Here is a 16,972-nt window from a genome sequence, read left to right on the forward strand (position 1 = left end):
TTCATTAACTTTGGTTCAAAACTAACAAATTATGAATATACTTGTTGTCGGAGACCCCAAAAACCAAGAGGAAATCACAGCAAAATTTGGTGAAAACCATCAAATCATTTCTTTTAATGATTTAACAGAGATTACAAAGGAGGCGTTCTTTGAAGCAGATGTGGTATTTGATTTTTTCATTGCAGAAGAACCTGAAGCACTTGAATTTTACGAACAGAGGCCCGATTTGACTATTTTTACTAATATGGCCTTGAGCTCCTTCGGCAATTTGCGAATCTTCCAAAATCCTACGCAAAATACGGTTTTCGGATTTAACGGACTTCTAACTTTCATCAATAGAGGTGTTTTAGAATGCACTGTGCAAAATGAAAAAGAGAAAGAAAAATTGAATCTACTGTGTGGGAAATTGGCTACTGAATTTGAATTAGTTGAAGATAGAGTAGGAATGGTGACACCTAGAATTATCTGCATGATCATCAATGAAGCGTACTACACCATTCAGGAAGGGACTGCCGAAAAAGAAGATATAGATTTAGGGATGAAATTAGGTACCAATTACCCCTTCGGTCCGTTTGAATGGTGTGATAAGATAGGACTTGATAAAGTTTATGAACTTTTGGAAGCCGTTTACGATGATACAAAAGAAGAAAGATATAAAATCTGTCCAAGCTTAAAGAAAGAGTATTTAGCTTTAGAGTAAACCTAGTTTTGCAATAACTTTTTAAAAACATACAACATGTCACAAAATCAAGAATATAGCCTTTTTGAAGACGTTTGCAGTTTCGTTGATGACGCAGCTCAACACATGGAACTTCATCCTGGACTTTTAGACCAAATCAAGCAATGTAATAGTATTTACAAATTCCATTTTCCAATCAGAATGGATGATGGATCCTATCAAGTAGTGAAAGGCTACAGAGTTCAACATTCACATCATAAACTACCAACCAAAGGCGGTATCCGATTTAGTGAAATGGTGAATGAGCAAGAAGTGATGGGTTTATCTGCTTTGATGACTTACAAATGTGCGATGGTTAATATTCCCTTCGGTGGTGCAAAAGGTGGTGTGAACATTGATCCACTAAAATATAATACTCGTCAATTAGAAAAAATAACCAGAAGATATACTTCTGAACTCATTAAGAAGAAATTTATTGGTCCAGCTATTGATGTTCCAGCTCCTGACTATGGAACTGGCGCAAGAGAGATGGCGTGGATTGTAGATACTTATGAAGCTTTCAATCCTGAAGCCATTAACGCAAAAGCATGCGTAACGGGCAAGCCTTTATCTCAGCATGGTATTGAAGGAAGAACTGAAGCCACCGGTATGGGGGTTTATATTGGAATCAGAGAAGCAGTTAGTGTTGAGGAAGATATGAAAACGCTCGGACTAACCACTGGTCTTAAAGGAAAGAAAATAATTATCCAAGGTTTAGGTAACGTTGGCTTTTATTCAGCCAAATATTTAACAGAAGCAGGCGCAAAGGTCATCGGGATTGCAGAATGGAATGGTGGAATTTGGGATGAAAATGGAATAGACATAGAGGCCCTTAAAAATCACCAAGTTGATAATAAAACACTAGAAGGTTACAGCAAGGGTAAGTTTATCAAAAATTCCATTGAAATTTTAGAGTATCCTTGTGATATATTGGTACCAGCTGCATTAGAAAATCAAATTACTGGTGATAATGCTCCAAAAATTCAAGCTAAACTCATTGGAGAGGCTGCCAATGGACCAATAACTAAAGAAGCTGAAAAAATTCTTCTGGACAGAGACATCATGGTTATTCCTGATATGTATTTGAATGCAGGTGGTGTTACTGTTTCTTATTTTGAGTGGTTGAAAAACCTCTCCAGGGTTTCTTTTGGTAAATTGGAGAAGCGCTATGATATGGAAAAATATAAGTTCTTGGTAGATAGTATTGAAAATGCCACAGGTGATGCCTTCAATCAGGAACAAAGAGATTCTATCATAAGAGGAGCAAGTGAAAGAGATTTGGTAATTTCTGGCCTGGAAGAAACTATGGTGACCGCTTATCACGATATGAACCAAAAAAGAAAAGAAAAGAAAATCAAGAGTCTAAGAACTGCTGCATTTATCTTAGCGATTGATAGAATCGCTATTAGTTACACAGATATGGGAATTTTCCCTTGATAAAATTCAAAAAGAAATTAAAAAAGACCGGTTAGTGCTACTAGCTGGTCTTTTTTTATGCTCATTTATTAGCTTTTTTTGTGTATGACTATTTCAGGACTAGACATTTCTTACTTCATTCCAGGCTGTTTGATTTCGTAGCCCGTTTTTTCTTTTTCTTTTGCTACCATATCTTTAACATCTTCCAATAATTTTTGAGCGTCATAAATAATACCATCTTTGATGGTGTATTTTACACCACCTACTCTTATTACCTCATTTTCTTCTGTTAATTTAATAGCTCCAGTTCCATAAAGTACTTTTAGATTTTCTAAAGGATTTTCCTCCACAATTACAAAATCTGCTAGTTTTCCTACCTCTACGGTTCCGATTTTGTCTTCTAGACCTAAAGCCTCCGCTCCATTTAAGGTAGACGACATCATAATTTCTAGAGGATGGAAACCTGCTTCTCGCAATAATTCCATCTCCCTTATGTAAGCAAAGCCGTAAAGCTGGAAAATGAAGCCTGAATCAGAACCTGTGGTAACTCTGCCTCCTCTGTTTTTATATTCATTTATGAAAGTCATCCAAAGTTCATAATTCTTTCTCCAAGCCGTTTCTTCTTCAGTACCCCAATAATGCCAGTAAGAACCATGAGAGACCTTACTAGGTTGATAAAACTCCCAAAGTGAGGGCAAAGTATAATCATCATGCCATTCGGCTCTGGATGTACGCATTAAATCACGACTCGCTTCGTAGATATTAAAAGTAGGATCAATAGTAAAATCTAGATCGATCAACTCATTCATCACCGCATTCCATTTATTTGAATAAGGCTCAGCGGCTTGTTCCCATAATTTACCCGCTTCTGAAAAGCGATGCTGCTCATTATTATAATTATAATCCAGTCTGTAATGTTGAACGGTTTTGTCCGTAAACATAGCTTCCGGTAAACCATACCAGTGCTCCATTTAAGTTAAACCTGCTCTTGCTGAGTTAAGGACATTCCATCTTGCCACATCAAGTTGAGCATGATGCATAGCGGAGCGTAAACCTAACTTCTTATTCTCTTCTAAGGCTGCCTGCATAATTTCAGGTGCAGCTCCAAAGAACTTAATTCCATCAGCGCCATTTTTTGCGTTTTGCTGCACCCATTCCCTTGCCATTGCTGGCGTGCTTATAGGGTCATCACTTCCCTGACCGAAGGCAGTATAAGCTAAAATTCTTGGTGCTGTAATTTCATTAGCAGCACTTTTTCTTTTATGTTCTAAGACCCAATCTAATCCGTTTCCAGCAGAAGGATCTCGAATGGTGGTGATCCCGTGTGTCATCCATAATTTAAATACATATTCGGCAGGAGTCCCTTGTGATTCTCCACCGATATGGCCATGCATGTCAATAAAACCTGGCATCAAATACATCCCTGAAGCATCTAACTCTTTACCTCCTTCTTTCATTTTAGGACGGTCTTCATCTTTAATTTCAACACCTGGATAACCGACCGTTTCTATTTTAACGATTTTGTTTTGTTCAACAACTATATCTACCGGTCCAAGTGGAGGTGCTCCATTTCCATTGATTAAAGTAACTCCTCTGATAATCAGTTGGGACCATGGCCCTTCTCCTTCTGTTCTTTCAGGAGCATCTTTTATTTGCGCCCAAACAGTAGTTTGAAGCAAAACTGTGATAAATACTAATAATGTCTTTCTCATAGTGATTCTTTTTGCTAAGAAATTAAAGATAGGAAAGAATGTTTGAAGGCTGGGTAGCTATTTGAAGAGTGGTTCAAAAATAATGGTCTGCTGTAATAAATTTCCAGCTTATTATTTTTAATCTCATTTGGCTCAAGCGGATGCTTGCGCCATTGCAGTCAATCTCAATTTAGCACTGGTTCAAGTGTCCACTTGGACCTATATCAGCTCGTCATCCTTAACAACTAGAATGCCTAAATTAATGCGTCCTTCAGGCGAATTTACGGTATATGAATTCTCACTTATAGCAACTCTTATAACAAGCTTAAGCACCCTTGATTATCTCAATCCCCATCTTCCGCATCAATGGCACTGCGTTAAAAGTGTGACAAGGACCATTATGGAGCTTATAATCGAATAGAATCTCTTCACCGCTAACGTCACTATTGAAACTGTAATTTTGGAAATTTTGTAATTCGTCTTCTAGCTTCGCCAATGATAAATCGTGGGTTGAAATCAATCCCATACTATTGGTTTTCATTAATTGTCGGATCAGGCTCTCCGCCCCAATATTTCGATCTTCTGAATTGGTGCCTTTTAAGATCTCATCAAGCAAATAGAAGATTGGCCTTTCCTGTGGCACTTTGGTCATGTCCACTAATTGCTTTAATCTCTTCAATTCCGCATAAAAAGAAGAAGTGTTTTCTTCCAAATTATCTTGCGTTCGCATGCTGGTAAATAATTGCAAAGGGCTTAATTCCAGACTTTCTACACAGCATACTGCCCCCATTTGTGCCAACACCATATTCACTCCTAATGATCGCTCAAAAGTACTTTTGCCACTCATGTTAGCGCCAGTGATAAGCGTAACAGATCCTTGACCAAGCATTTCGAAATCATTGCTTACTCTCTCCTTGTGCTGAAGTAATGGATGCCCTAAATTCTTAGCTTTTAAATCACATTTTGAATCCAAAATTGTAGCAACTTTGTAGTCTTCATGGGCAAAAGCAAAATCCGCCATACTCATAATTGCTTCCCAATCACCAATGGCCAAGAACCAATTTTCTATGGACTTTCCATATTGATTTTTCCACTGTACCACATTATTTAAAACCCAGTAGTCAATAAACAAAAAGGGATTAATAACCCAATACATCATTCCGGCACGAGAATGCATCCAGTTCAGAATTTTTGAGAGTCGATTTATTTTTTGAGAAGCTTTTGGGTTTTGAAAATTACTTTGCAACCCTTTCAGAAGAGCTGTTTCTACTTGCTTTTCTTCCGCCATCTTGAAAAGGTTTTTATGCTGCTCTAAATGAATTGCAATTTGTTCAGTTTCTGCCTGGAGTCGCATGATAGTCTTCTGAATAGGTAGTAGCAACAAAATATTGATAAAGAACCCTAAACCAACAAATGACCATGGTAAAAAACCTGAGATCGATAAGGCAATCCACACGATTAACTGAACAATGGCGATGTAAGGCACTACTTTCAAGATAGGTTTGATTCTTTCCTTCTCCGCATTAGAAAAATAATCAAACAAGCCTTTCAAGCTCAGGTCTTCATCTTTTCCCTCTTTCAGTCTGCTTTCCGCCCACCATTCTAATCGCCAGTCGAAATCACTTTTGATTTCCTCAACCGCTTCTTGCCTTGCTCTAATATCTTCTTTCTTGGCGGGAGATTTAAACCAATTGGCCAAGCTCTCCTGACCGAAGTTTAAGGCACTTCTATTCACCAAAGAGAAAACCGAATGTCTACCAAAAATATCCATATCGGCTACGTATTCATGTGATCCATCAGTAAAGCGTTCCCCTCCGGGCAGCTTATCCAGCTTTAAGTTCAATCTATCTATTTCTTCCTTTAGAATCAGGATTCTATTTCTACCCAATTCTAACAATCTCTTTTTAGATTTATGTCTATTGACCAACCAACCAAATAGTAAAGGAAATGGAACAAGTACAATTGTTGTAGCTAATCCATCTCTTTCGTTAATAAAATATACAGACAAAACAATGGTTGCCAGAAAATAGAGCACTCGGAAAGTACCGAACTGATTGGTAAGCTTTCTAAACTTTTCAACTTCAGAATCAAATTGATTTATCTTTTGGCTATAAAATTCTGCTTTATCAGCTATAGTCATATTAGTTGGCGTTTACATGAAGATGTAAAGGTAAGTGAAGAAGATTGTTAATAATGAAAAAAATAAAGAAGTTTCTCAGGCTGGAACCTGTAATGACAAACCCTATTTTCTGTGATTTACTTTGCTAGTAACCACAAAGCACTTTTATTTTTTCTGCAATTTTTGATACCAACTATCCATCACCACACTATGAGGAAGCGTAAGTACGGATAAAAAAATGATGGTAAGGAAGAAAGGAGATATGGCAAAATCATAATATGAAAAGGCCAATAATAACAACAAAACTCCAACTACACTAATTGATGTAAAAGGTAAAAGCTGTCTTATAAAGTGGTTTAAATTAAACTTTTTCCTTTTCATACCTAAATACTGATATTCCTCATATAGAACTTTTAAGGAGTGCCATACTGCGAAATATAAGGCAAAGGCTAGAAGAGGCGGAATGGTGAAAAATGCTAAATGAAGCAGAAAAAATACCCCAACTTCACTTAAAAATCTTTTTTTAGATTTAGACATTCTTAACAATATAAATGCCATTAAGAAAATTGTACCAACCGAACTTACTATAAAGAAATTGTACAGACTTGTAGGCGTTATGACTGTAGCAGTCTGATCAAAGTGAGGCGTTTCTAGAAAGAATTCAATTAGCTTATTGTAATGATGGTAAAACAAACCACTTATAATAGATCCGCCCCAAAGTAGGTAAAGCAACTTCTTACTTAAGCTTCGTTCATCAATATTGACATCGCTAAATTGCGATTGGCCAAAATGATAAAAAGAAATCAAAAAGAATATTACTAGACTGAAGTAGGGAAATAAAATCCAAGCTACTACATACAGTGCTATCAAACCTAGATAAAATACATAGAAACGAATTTGAGCCTTTGAGCTTTGCTGCTTCTTCTTTAACAATATATGATCAATTGCCCCGTGAGGAATTCCTAAAAGGAATATCAAAGCCAAGGTTATTTTTAATTGGATATCAAATGCTAGCGTTTCCAACCATGGGTAAACTGAAATAACCAAAATAGTGATAAAAACATGTAAGAAGTTGGTTTTAAGCATAACAAATTATAAAACCAAAATTCCATTGATTTGTTTATTACTCAATTCACCTCTTCGATTAAAATCTCTTTCCCGTTCCAATTTATTTTATCTCCTTCTTGTTTATTCATCATGAGCTGCGCAAGTGGTGTGACTGGTGAAACCAAAAAAACATCTATGTTTTGGACAGAAATCTTTCCATAGGAGATAGAAATAAAATATTGCGCAACAGAGGTTTTTACAAAAGCTCCAAAGTCAATGTTTACAAATTGCTTAGTTGTTTTGATTTGGTTTAAACTCTCCAGCTGACGGTCGATAACGCTCAATTGCGACTGTAGCTTATCTCTCTCTTGATTCATCATCTCCCTTCCTGTTTCGTACTTATCGCCTGCTGAGCTTTTGGTATCAGAGCCCATAGATTCCCTTACGGCCTCAATCTCCTGAGAGATAGTAAGCTTTTTCAACTTCAAATCTTCTTTGCACCGATCTATAATTTCTGACTTCATTTTTTCTGATTAATACGCTCAAATATATTCTCTAAATAGGGACGATTCATTCTTAATTCGCCTATGGTGCTTTCATAACTTTTCAGTGATAAAATATTAGGAAAGTTGAGTTCTCCTAAGGCAATTGAGTAACTAATGGTGATGGGTAAGTAATTAAAAATCATAATAACTTTCTGCAGGGTTTTGGTCCTGACCTTCTTGAATCCTAATTTTTCAGCCGTATGAGGATTTATAAAATAGGCATTTGCCTCTATCATAATATCATCGTGCTTCTGATCAAAGTGATCAAGCAAATTAATTAACCCCTCCATATAACTGTAAAGTATCGCCTTCTTATTTCGTTTTTCACTTTTATGTAGGCTTAGAGTATAATAATAATCGAATAAAGTGCCTCCATGCAATTGAATTTTATGGTCTTTGACTGCTGAAGCTAGTAATAGGGGTGAGTAATACACAATATTTCCGGTATTCCTTGCAGTAGGTACATCAATAAATGAAGCAAAAATAGATAACACAGGATGTACTAGAACTAAAAGAAGCCATAGTTTAGTACTCCAGGCCATAAATACAATAATTACAGTGATAATAAATAGATTCAAGATAAAAGACCAGAATTTCCTCTTTTGATCTCTCTTAGGTAAAATATAATAACGGTGGATAATCTTCATATATCATGAAACTAGAAACGGTTTTACAAAAATAAAAAAATCAGAATGGTAGTTTCTTTAAGTCAATATTTCCCCCACATAAAATTACACCCACTTTCTTGCCCTTAAATTGATCTTTAATCTTAATCATAGAGGCAAAAGGAACCGCTCCTGAAGGCTCTACCACCAATTTTAGGTAGTTGAAGATTAACCGCATAGCCTCAATGATTTCTTCATCACTTACGGTAATAATATCTTTTACATATTGCTGGATGATTGGAAAATTCCTCTCGCCCACAGAGGTCCTTAACCCATCTGCAATAGTGTCCGGGTGTTCCATAGGAATTATCTTTCCTGCCTTCCAAGACCGATATGCATCATCTGCCCCTGCAGGTTCAGCACCAATAACTGGCGTTTTATTCCCAAAATACTGAGACGACAGTAGTGTTCCAGCCATTAAGCCTCCTCCGCCAATTGGGGCAAAAAGAGCTTTCAAATGGTCGGTATCTTCCAGCATTTCCTTGGCGCAGGTCGCTTGCCCAGCTATGACATCATAATTATCATAAGGATGGATAAAGCTTGCGCCAGTTTTCTCCACCACTTCATTAAGCATTTCTTCTCTTGCGTTTAAATTTGATTCGCAATAAATAACCTCTGCACCGTACCTTCTTACGGCTTCCACTTTTACTTCAGGAGCATTATGAGGCATCACTATATATGCAGGAATCTTTGCCAACTTTGCTGTTAAAGCTACCGCTTGGGCATGATTACCAGAAGAGTGCGTAGCAACCCCCTTTTTCAATTGTGCTTTAGTCAAAGAAAGAATTGCGTTTGATGCTCCCCGCATCTTAAAAGCTCCTACTTTTTGCAAATTCTCACATTTAAAATATACATGCACGCCTAAAATCTCATTCAGTTGGTTGGATGTAAATACGGGAGTTCTGTGCACATAATTATGTATCCTTTTTTCCGCAGAAAGTATATCATCTTTTTTGGGTATTTCTTGAAGGAGCATAAGGTTTAGTTAGTTTTATTTTAATATATTGCTTCACAATTTTTGCTGATATAAATCATGCATCTCAAATAAACAACAATATCTACATATGCAATCTAATAAGATTCTTCGATTATTTTTCTTCCTTTTGCTACCAGTTTTCTTTTTTGCTTGTAATAATTCGGAAGATGAATTAGAAAACGAATTTGATTTTCAACATGTGGTAAGCTATCAATTTTTGGATTCTATTTCTACTGATGATATTGCAGCACGCTTTGGAGGGAACAATTTAGTTTCTGGTTTTGTAAATTTTGACATTACCGCTCACAAAATCACCTATATGACTGAAAACTTTGATGGTACAGAAGTAGAAGCCTCTGGGTTAGTATTAATTCCACTAGTTAGAGGATCTGCTAAATTAACTAGTTTTCAACACAGCACTTTGGCAAAAGATCCAAACCCTGCAATAGACCAAGAAAACAGAGCACCGTCTTATCTACCTGAAAATAATGCTGAAATCCATTTATCTGCTGCGCTTTTTGCGTCAAATGGATATATGATTTCTGCTCCTGACTATATTGGATATGGAAGTACTGGCGATATGTTTCACCCATATGAACATGCCCAAACAACAGCTACTACCAGCTACGATATGTTAGTAGCGGCTAGAGAATATGCAGAGTCTTTGGGAGTTAATATGAGAACAGAAGGTGAAACTGAGGTAGAAGAGTTGCATTTACTAGGTTACTCTCAAGGAGGAAATTCGACAATGGCATTACATAAATACATCCAGGAAAACCACACCGAAGAATTCAACATAGTACGTAGCGCAATGGGAGCTGGTGCATACCACAAAACAGCTGTGGGAGATTATATCTTTAATTTTGAAGGTGAATTAGGCTTCTCAATCAGTTTATACCTCTGGGTGATGCATACTTATGACAGAGTATATTCACAAAAAGGCTTAGGTTATTATTTAAAGGAACCTTACGCCACTGAAGTAAGTGAAAATGGATACTATGCCATCTCTAACACTAATCCTCAAGAAATTTTTACAGATCAATTTATTGCAGAAGTAAATGATCCTAATAGCGAATTTAGTGCTGCTTTAGCAGATAATAATGTGCACGACTGGAGAGCGGAAGCTCCAATCAAACTTTATCATAGTAGAGAAGATGGCTTAGTGCCCTACTTCAATTCAGTCGATGCTTTTGAAAACTTAACAGCAAACGGAAGTGAAGAGGTTCTATTTGAAACTTACGAATTCGGAAGTGATGTTCCAGTTGAAGATATACATGGTGCTGGTGGAGGTAGGTTCTTCTCAGATGTGATATCAAGATACTTTGCTTCGGGAATTTAACTTTTAGAAATATTACGTTTAACATAAATACCGTTTATGTCATTACCTAAAGAAAATTTAGAGGTACTAATCGTAGATGATGATGATATGACTGTTTTCTTGCATGAAGTCCATGTAAAAGAAAACAACTTCCATCCTTCGCCAAAAAGCTTTTATAATGGTAGAGATGTTGTAGATTATTTGAATACCTATTTCAATATCGCTCAATCTTACTGTATTTTATTAGATATTAACATGCCAATTTTGGATGGCTGGGAAGTTATGGATGAAATTATAAAAAATGGCATGGACAAGAATGTCTTTGTTATAATCCTTACTTCATCTATCAATAAAGCGGATAGAATTAAAGCGGAAAAATACAATATGGTGATCGACTATGTAGAAAAGCCCTTAAGTTTAGAGCATCTCAATAAGATAAAAATTCCAAATAGAAATTAAAGGAAACTATAATCCTTGGACAATCTCCTTTTTCAAAAACTTAAGGCTCCACATCCCTCTTAAGTCACCTACTTTATATCCTGTGGCCAAGTCTTGCGGATATTCCTCCTTCAAAATAGTCTTTATTTCGTCAGAAATTTGGCTTGGACTTCCATGGCAATTGAGGCAAAGCTCGGAAGGTATTCGAATTGGTTTATTGTAAAGAATTGTATCCCCTGGACGAATGAATTGAACATTTGAACCGATTTCATCATCTTGTTCAACTGAATATTCATAAGCATCGAGGACCTGCCGCTCTAGATCAGAGGGCGCGTTATTAGGGTTTCTGTATTTGCTACTTACCCTTTTTAGAAATACTTTGTACTCTTTAGCTAAACTATCAGTAAGCGGGTAAGCATTCATACTACAATATTCGGCTGCACCCTTATAGCCGTCTTCTGAAAACTTCTCTGAGGTCTTACCCATAAAAACCGAAGCCGCTATTTGAGTAATAGAGTCTCCAAGTTTAGTAGTTTTGTTGATAATATCAGCCTCTGAAACTTTTTTAACTGCACGCTGCTGCTGCGTATCTTCTATTTGCTTAGGTCTTCTCTTTTCGGTCGAAAACCCACATGCCCAAACTACCATCATGACAATAGCAATCGATAATTTTGTGGAATGTGACATAATATCGTGTATCCTTTATTATAAATTAGAGCGGCTTAAAATCACGCAAAGTTTTTTTGAACTGCTACTTTAGCTCACATCATATTTTAAATCATCTCTTCATTTGATACTACTGCTCCTATCAGAAGATATTTGCTTCCGCCAGAATCTTGACCACTCAATGGTCCAGAAGAAAATTGTACATTTACAGTTTCTTCTGATTTGTTTTTTAGCTTAATGACTCCTGACCAAGTTCTACCTGCTTCTAAGGAGGTCTTCATAGATTTCAGCGTATCTTTCGACTCCACAATTTTGGACAATTCTGACCCATTTAAATCCGATGAGGAGTAGCCTAATTTATCAGAAGTAATATTATTGATGCTGTTGATGTAAAAAGAACCATCTAATTCTACCATCATATTAGTATAGTTGATGATTTTCTCCTTGTCTTCGCGTTCACGCTGCGAGCGCTCCATTTCCTCTTGAGTAGCCTGAAGCTCTTCCATATTTTGGCGCATCTCCTCCTCTTGTGATCTCATCTGCTCAGTCATTTCTCGAGACTCTTCCAACAATTTCGAAGTCCTTTCATTAATTTTCACAGATGAAATAGTAGAGGCAATATTTTCAGCAATCTTTTCTACAAATTCCCTTTCATGCTCAGCGAAATCATTAAATGAAGCTAGCTCAATTATGCCATAAATTTCCTCATTGACTTTCAAGGGAACTATCAAAATACTATTTGGATTTGCTTCACCTAAGCCGGAAGTAATCATTACATAGTCTTGTGGGACTTCTGTCATATAGATCGTTTCACTTTCCAACCATGCTTGACCAGTCAATCCTTCTCCCTCATATATTTTTTGCTCTAAGTACTTCTTCTTATCCCAAGCATAACAAGCCGTCAATTCTAGAAATGGATCGTCATCATCTTCCCTGTTAATAACAAAAATACCACCTTGATTAGACTTCGTATATTTTACCAAATTGGAAATAATGTCATCCGATAGTAATGAAATATTATCATTATTTTTTCTCAGAATATCTCCGAACATAGCTAGACCTTCAGTCGACCAATTTCTCTTTTTATCTTCCTCAGCGACCTTCTGTAAGTTGCCCCTCATATTGATCAAAGCATTTCCCAAAACATCTTCTTCACTTAATGGCTGATAATCAGAGTCATATTTTCCGTTACCAATATTTTCGGCAAAGTAAGATGTATCTTTTAGTCCATCCACCAACTGACCAACGGCCACAGCCATTTCACCAATCTCATCATTACCAAATTTCCTATCGTTATTTTCCGGTAAAATCCCTTTACCTAGTTTCACTATAATATCCTTAATATAATTTACAGGCTTAGTTATAGAAGAAGCTAACCAAAATGCACCAATCAATCCTAAAACAACAAATACTACACCTAAAATAATAGATGTATTTCTTAAGCTGTTGGAAGATTCCAATACTTCCGCCTCGTATTGCTCAGATTCCTGCTGCTTTTCAACTAAAATATTATTCAAATGAGCAATAACCGTATCTGTTCTTGGAATTACTTCTCTTTCGATAGATTCCGAAGCCATGAACTTTACAATAGGATCCTCATAATCTTCAAATGTCACTAGACTACCCATTATTTCTTTTTGCACTTCCATCAGATTTTCGAATTCAGTAAAAACCGTATCCATCTCTAATTTCTGCTCTTCATCGTCCCAGTTTTCCTTCAAGGCCGAAATTTCTTCTTTCATCGCAGGATACTCCTCCTCGTGGATAGCTTTCAGACTTTCTTTGTCCGTTTCATTGCTTTGGAGATATACCCAATTCGTCACCAACATTTTAGAACGAATGATCAAAAGATTAAAATCTTTTATCCCTGTTAAAGAAGGCTTTATTACATTGGAGTTGGTTTCAGTTAAATTACTGTTTTGAGAAACAGTAAAAATAGTGATGCCCGCATACACTATGAAAATCAAAATAAGGGTGATAAACCCGCCTAGTATTTTATTACCAATCGTAAATCGAAAGTTTTTCATCTTTTGGCCTTTAAAAAATTTTTCTTTTTTAAACTTAATGAAATTTATTGAATTATAAATTTAATCCAATAAATCTGCATCTTCTATAATGTACTATATTAATTTATTTCTTCTCCAAAACGAGTGAGCTCCTGAGACATCTTCAAGCCTGAGCTTTCCAATGTTTTGGTGTTTACTTCAAATCGTAATTTACCACCAACATCTTTAAAATTGATCATTGACCCATTTCTTGCCATCCCGGCAGATTCAGTTACTAGCAAGCAAGGTTGATTACTTACGGCATTTTTCAATCCGCCAAATTTTTGATTTTGGTCCGAAGGCACAAATAAAATATGATAAAAATCTCCTTTTTTAACATTATCCAATTGAACTACCTTGATATTCCTATCCCCAACTTTCTTAATTTCAGCCATCTCTTCCAACAACGGGATAATCTCAGAACCACCTACTACTGCTATAACAAAATCACCCGTTTTCCTTTCTTCAGGCCATTCAATATATTTCGTAAAACTATAGAAAAACACTTTGTGAAATCTGTAATTTTTTTCCTGTGCCACGCTGTCTTTTGCAATGAAAATAAAAACAAAAAAAAGGGCAACAATTTTCAAGTGACGCATCTGTAAATAAATTTCCTTATGTCTTAGTATTTAATGAAAGTTATAGTTACAAAAGTAAGTTAACTCCCTGCTATTTTATTATAAAGTGAAAAAGTAGTCATTTTTCACTGAAAAAAGAAGTATTAATCGCTGAACCCCATTGAAAAATCTTTGAATTAACAACACATCTACTATCAAACATTAAATATCATCAATTTTGCGCTTTAATCTATTCATTAATATTTAGTAGTTTTGCATCTACAAACAGATTCCTAGATGTTAGACAGATTAGAACGTATGAAAGAGCGCTTTCAGGAAGTGGGCCAATTAATGGTTCAACCTGATGCTATGGCGGACATGAAAAAGTTTACTGAGCTCAGTAAAGAATATGCTGATTTAGAAAAAGTGGTGGAAGTATATGATGCTTTCACTAAAACGCTGGACGATATTCAACAAGCCAAAAACATCTTGGAAAATGAAAAAGAGCCCGAATTTAGGGAAATGGCCAAGATAGAATGGGAAGAATTAAAACCAGAAAAAGAGCGATTAGAAGACGAATTGAAAAAAATGCTCATTCCAAAAGATCCCAATGATTCTAAAAATGCTGTCTTAGAAATTCGCGCCGGAACTGGAGGGGATGAAGCGGCAATCTTTGCGGGCGATCTCTTTAAAATGTATCAGCGATACTGCGATAAAAATGGCTTAAACTTAACGGTCTTGGATTTGACTTTTGGAACTGCTGGTGGTTATAAAGAAATCATCAGCACCGTGACCGGCAAAAATGCTTACGGAACTCTTAAATATGAGTCTGGTGTACACAGGGTCCAGAGAGTTCCAGCTACTGAAACGCAAGGAAGGGTTCATACGTCAGCGGCAACCGTTGCAGTTTTACCTGAAATTGATGATGTGGAAGTAGAAATTGATATGAATGATGTTAGAAAAGACACCTATTGTTCATCTGGACCTGGTGGTCAGTCAGTGAATACAACCTACTCTGCTGTGCGTTTGACCCACGAACCTACTGGTTTGGTGGTGACCTGTCAAGATCAGAAATCTCAGCTTAAAAACTTTGATAAAGCACTAAGAGTATTACGTTCTCGTTTATATGAAATAGAATTAGCGAAACAAAATGAGGAGGTGGGTGCCCAAAGGAGAAGCATAGTTCGTAGTGGAGACAGATCTGATAAAATCAGGACTTATAACTACCCGCAAGGAAGAGTAACTGATCATAGAATAAACTATACAGTTCATAATTTACCGAATATCATGAATGGTGAAATTGAAGACCTTATCGAAAATTTACAAATTGCCGAAAATGCCAGCAAATTGGATGAAACAGCTGATTAGGTTATTCATTGCAACTTTTTTGGGTTTATTATTCTTCAGCTTTGCTTCGTGCTCTTATGAACCGGAGCCAATTTCTGAACCAACAAACCTTGTTTTTTCCACTGATACACTTCAATTCGACACTTTGTTCTCTGAAAGGCTGAGTATTACAAAGCGTTTAAAAATTAAAAACCCTAGCGGCAATGCGGTAAATATTTCATCAATTGGATTGAGAAATCAAAGCCAAGCTTTCCAGTTAACCTTAAACGGCAGAACTCAAGCGACTTTCTCGGATCAATTACTTCTAGCAGAAGATAGTTTGCTTTTGTTAGTGTCCGCCAACATCGATCAAGGGGATAAAAATAATCCATTTGTCGTTAGAGATTACTTGGAAGTTATCAATCAAAGTAACTCTCAATCCGTTGTGTTTGAAGCCTGGGGTCAAAATGCTAATTATGTTTCGGATTCAATCCTAGCGTGCAACACACGCTGGAATTCGGATAAACCTTATGTCTTATCAGGCAGCATTCAAGTAGATTCTTCTTGCGTTTTAAGCATTGAACCAGGGACTAGAATATACAGCGCCACGGAAACTTTTTTAATTATTAATGGCAGCTTACAGGCAGAGGGAAATCTTGAAAACCCCATAATATTCACAAATGACCGGCTAGATGAGCCTTTTGCCAGTTCACCCGGCCAATGGGGTGGCATCGTGTTTTTAGAAAATAGCAAAGACAATTACCTAAAACATGTGACAATCAAGAATGCTCTTTTCGGACTAAACCTCAACATATTTAATCCGGATAATGAAGCAGACTTGTCATTAGAAAACTGTTTTGTCGGGAACATGGCTATTTCTTCAGTGATTTCTCTGAATAGTGATTTTTCAGCAGTAAATTCTGTTTTTTACAATACTGCTTCTGGCACTGTATCTCATACTGGAGGGGGAAGTGCCCGATATTCGCACTGCACAATTGCAAACTATTTTAATACTACTCGCGAAAATCCAGCCGCTTTCTTTTCTGATTTAGCTGTGGATAATAATGAAAACGAAGTTCTGGCTCCGATGGATGTTCAATTATTAAACACTATTATTTATGGCAGAATTACTGATGAAATCCAATTTTTTGAGCAGACCCAGGGCAATCTTAGCTTGTCATTTTCACACAATTTATTTAAGAGCAGCATTGAAATTCTAAGTGAAAATAACTCTATCAGAAATCAAGATCCGCTATTTGAAGCCACTGGAAATGATGATTTTAACTTAACGCAAGATTCTCCAGCAATTGATGCCGGAATACAAACTGAGATTTCTAAGGACATAAGAGAAAAAAGTAGAGAACAATCACCTGATATTGGAGCCTATGAATTCATCGAAGAATAATTCTTCGTTATTCAGTTTATCTGTGTAAACAAGCATAAAA

General features: G+C 36.4%; 14 protein-coding genes and 1 pseudogene. 6 read left to right on the forward strand and 9 right to left on the reverse strand.

From position 1 onward, the window contains the following. Positions 1-31: 31 nt before the first annotated feature. Positions 32-700 (forward strand): 3-hydroxyacyl-CoA dehydrogenase family protein, encoded by a 669-nt coding sequence (locus tag B9Y84_RS14795; RefSeq protein ID WP_085518170.1) that lies wholly within the window; start codon positions 32-34, stop codon positions 698-700. A gap of 36 nt (positions 701-736) precedes the next feature. Continuing rightward, entirely contained in the window at positions 737-2,155 is a 1,419-nt protein-coding gene (locus tag B9Y84_RS14800; RefSeq protein ID WP_085518171.1) for a Glu/Leu/Phe/Val family dehydrogenase, read from the forward strand. A gap of 110 nt (positions 2,156-2,265) precedes the next feature. Here the strand turns inward: B9Y84_RS14800 and B9Y84_RS14805 are convergent. The 6 genes and pseudogenes from B9Y84_RS14805 to B9Y84_RS14830 form a co-directional block, all read right to left on the reverse strand. Then, a pseudogene (locus tag B9Y84_RS14805) lies at positions 2,266-3,846 on the reverse strand (amidohydrolase family protein). Between the two features lie 304 nt (positions 3,847-4,150). Continuing rightward, positions 4,151-5,965, reverse strand: coding sequence for a MutS-related protein (locus B9Y84_RS14810; protein ID WP_085518172.1), 1,815 nt, complete (start codon positions 5,963-5,965; stop codon positions 4,151-4,153). A gap of 144 nt (positions 5,966-6,109) precedes the next feature. Beyond that, positions 6,110-7,030, reverse strand: a complete 921-nt coding sequence (locus B9Y84_RS14815) for a Brp/Blh family beta-carotene 15,15'-dioxygenase (protein WP_085518173.1) — start codon at positions 7,028-7,030, stop codon at positions 6,110-6,112. A gap of 41 nt (positions 7,031-7,071) precedes the next feature. Continuing rightward, entirely contained in the window at positions 7,072-7,515 is a 444-nt protein-coding gene (locus B9Y84_RS14820; RefSeq protein ID WP_085518174.1) for a hypothetical protein, read from the reverse strand. After that, entirely contained in the window at positions 7,512-8,183 is a 672-nt protein-coding gene (locus tag B9Y84_RS14825; RefSeq protein ID WP_085518175.1) for a hypothetical protein, read from the reverse strand. The genes B9Y84_RS14820 and B9Y84_RS14825 overlap by 4 nt, the downstream gene beginning before the upstream one ends. A 40-nt stretch (positions 8,184-8,223) precedes the next feature. Then, complete coding sequence (locus B9Y84_RS14830) at positions 8,224-9,177, reverse strand: threonine ammonia-lyase (protein ID WP_085518176.1); 954 nt, start codon at positions 9,175-9,177, stop codon at positions 8,224-8,226. Positions 9,178-9,265: 88 nt separating this feature from the next. Here B9Y84_RS14830 and B9Y84_RS14835 point away from each other — a divergent pair, with 88 nt between their 5' ends. Further along, entirely contained in the window at positions 9,266-10,516 is a 1,251-nt protein-coding gene (locus B9Y84_RS14835) for a lipase family protein (protein ID WP_139828053.1), read from the forward strand. 36 nt (positions 10,517-10,552) lie between these two features. Then, the gene (locus B9Y84_RS14840; RefSeq protein ID WP_085518178.1) at positions 10,553-10,954 is read left to right on the forward strand and encodes a response regulator; all 402 of its coding nucleotides are present in this window, start codon (positions 10,553-10,555) and stop codon (positions 10,952-10,954) included. 6 nt (positions 10,955-10,960) lie between these two features. On the opposite strand, the gene B9Y84_RS14845 is transcribed toward B9Y84_RS14840, so the two are convergent. The 3 genes from B9Y84_RS14845 to B9Y84_RS14855 all read right to left on the reverse strand — a co-directional run bounded on the left by B9Y84_RS14845 (position 10,961) and on the right by B9Y84_RS14855 (position 14,243). Continuing rightward, entirely contained in the window at positions 10,961-11,620 is a 660-nt protein-coding gene (locus B9Y84_RS14845; RefSeq protein WP_085518179.1) for a Tll0287-like domain-containing protein, read from the reverse strand. An 86-nt stretch (positions 11,621-11,706) separates the two neighbouring features. Next, positions 11,707-13,626: a GAF domain-containing protein gene (locus B9Y84_RS14850; RefSeq protein WP_085518180.1), complete on the reverse strand. Its 1,920-nt coding sequence runs from the start codon at positions 13,624-13,626 to the stop codon at positions 11,707-11,709. Positions 13,627-13,724: 98 nt separating this feature from the next. Next, entirely contained in the window at positions 13,725-14,243 is a 519-nt protein-coding gene (locus tag B9Y84_RS14855; protein WP_085518181.1) for a YfiR family protein, read from the reverse strand. Between the two features lie 255 nt (positions 14,244-14,498). On the opposite strand from B9Y84_RS14855, the gene prfA reads away from it, so the two are divergent. Continuing rightward, positions 14,499-15,569 (forward strand): peptide chain release factor 1, encoded by a 1,071-nt coding sequence (prfA, locus tag B9Y84_RS14860; protein ID WP_085518182.1) that lies wholly within the window; start codon positions 14,499-14,501, stop codon positions 15,567-15,569. Then, positions 15,553-16,932 carry a choice-of-anchor Q domain-containing protein gene (locus tag B9Y84_RS14865; RefSeq protein WP_139828054.1) on the forward strand — a complete coding sequence of 460 codons (1,380 nt, stop codon included), beginning with the start codon at positions 15,553-15,555 and terminating at the stop codon, positions 16,930-16,932. The genes prfA and B9Y84_RS14865 overlap by 17 nt, the downstream gene beginning before the upstream one ends. The last annotated feature ends 40 nt before the right edge of the window (positions 16,933-16,972 follow it).

The organism is Marivirga sericea, from assembly GCF_900177665.1.
Taxonomy (GTDB): Bacteria; Bacteroidota; Bacteroidia; order Cytophagales; family Cyclobacteriaceae; genus Marivirga; species Marivirga sericea.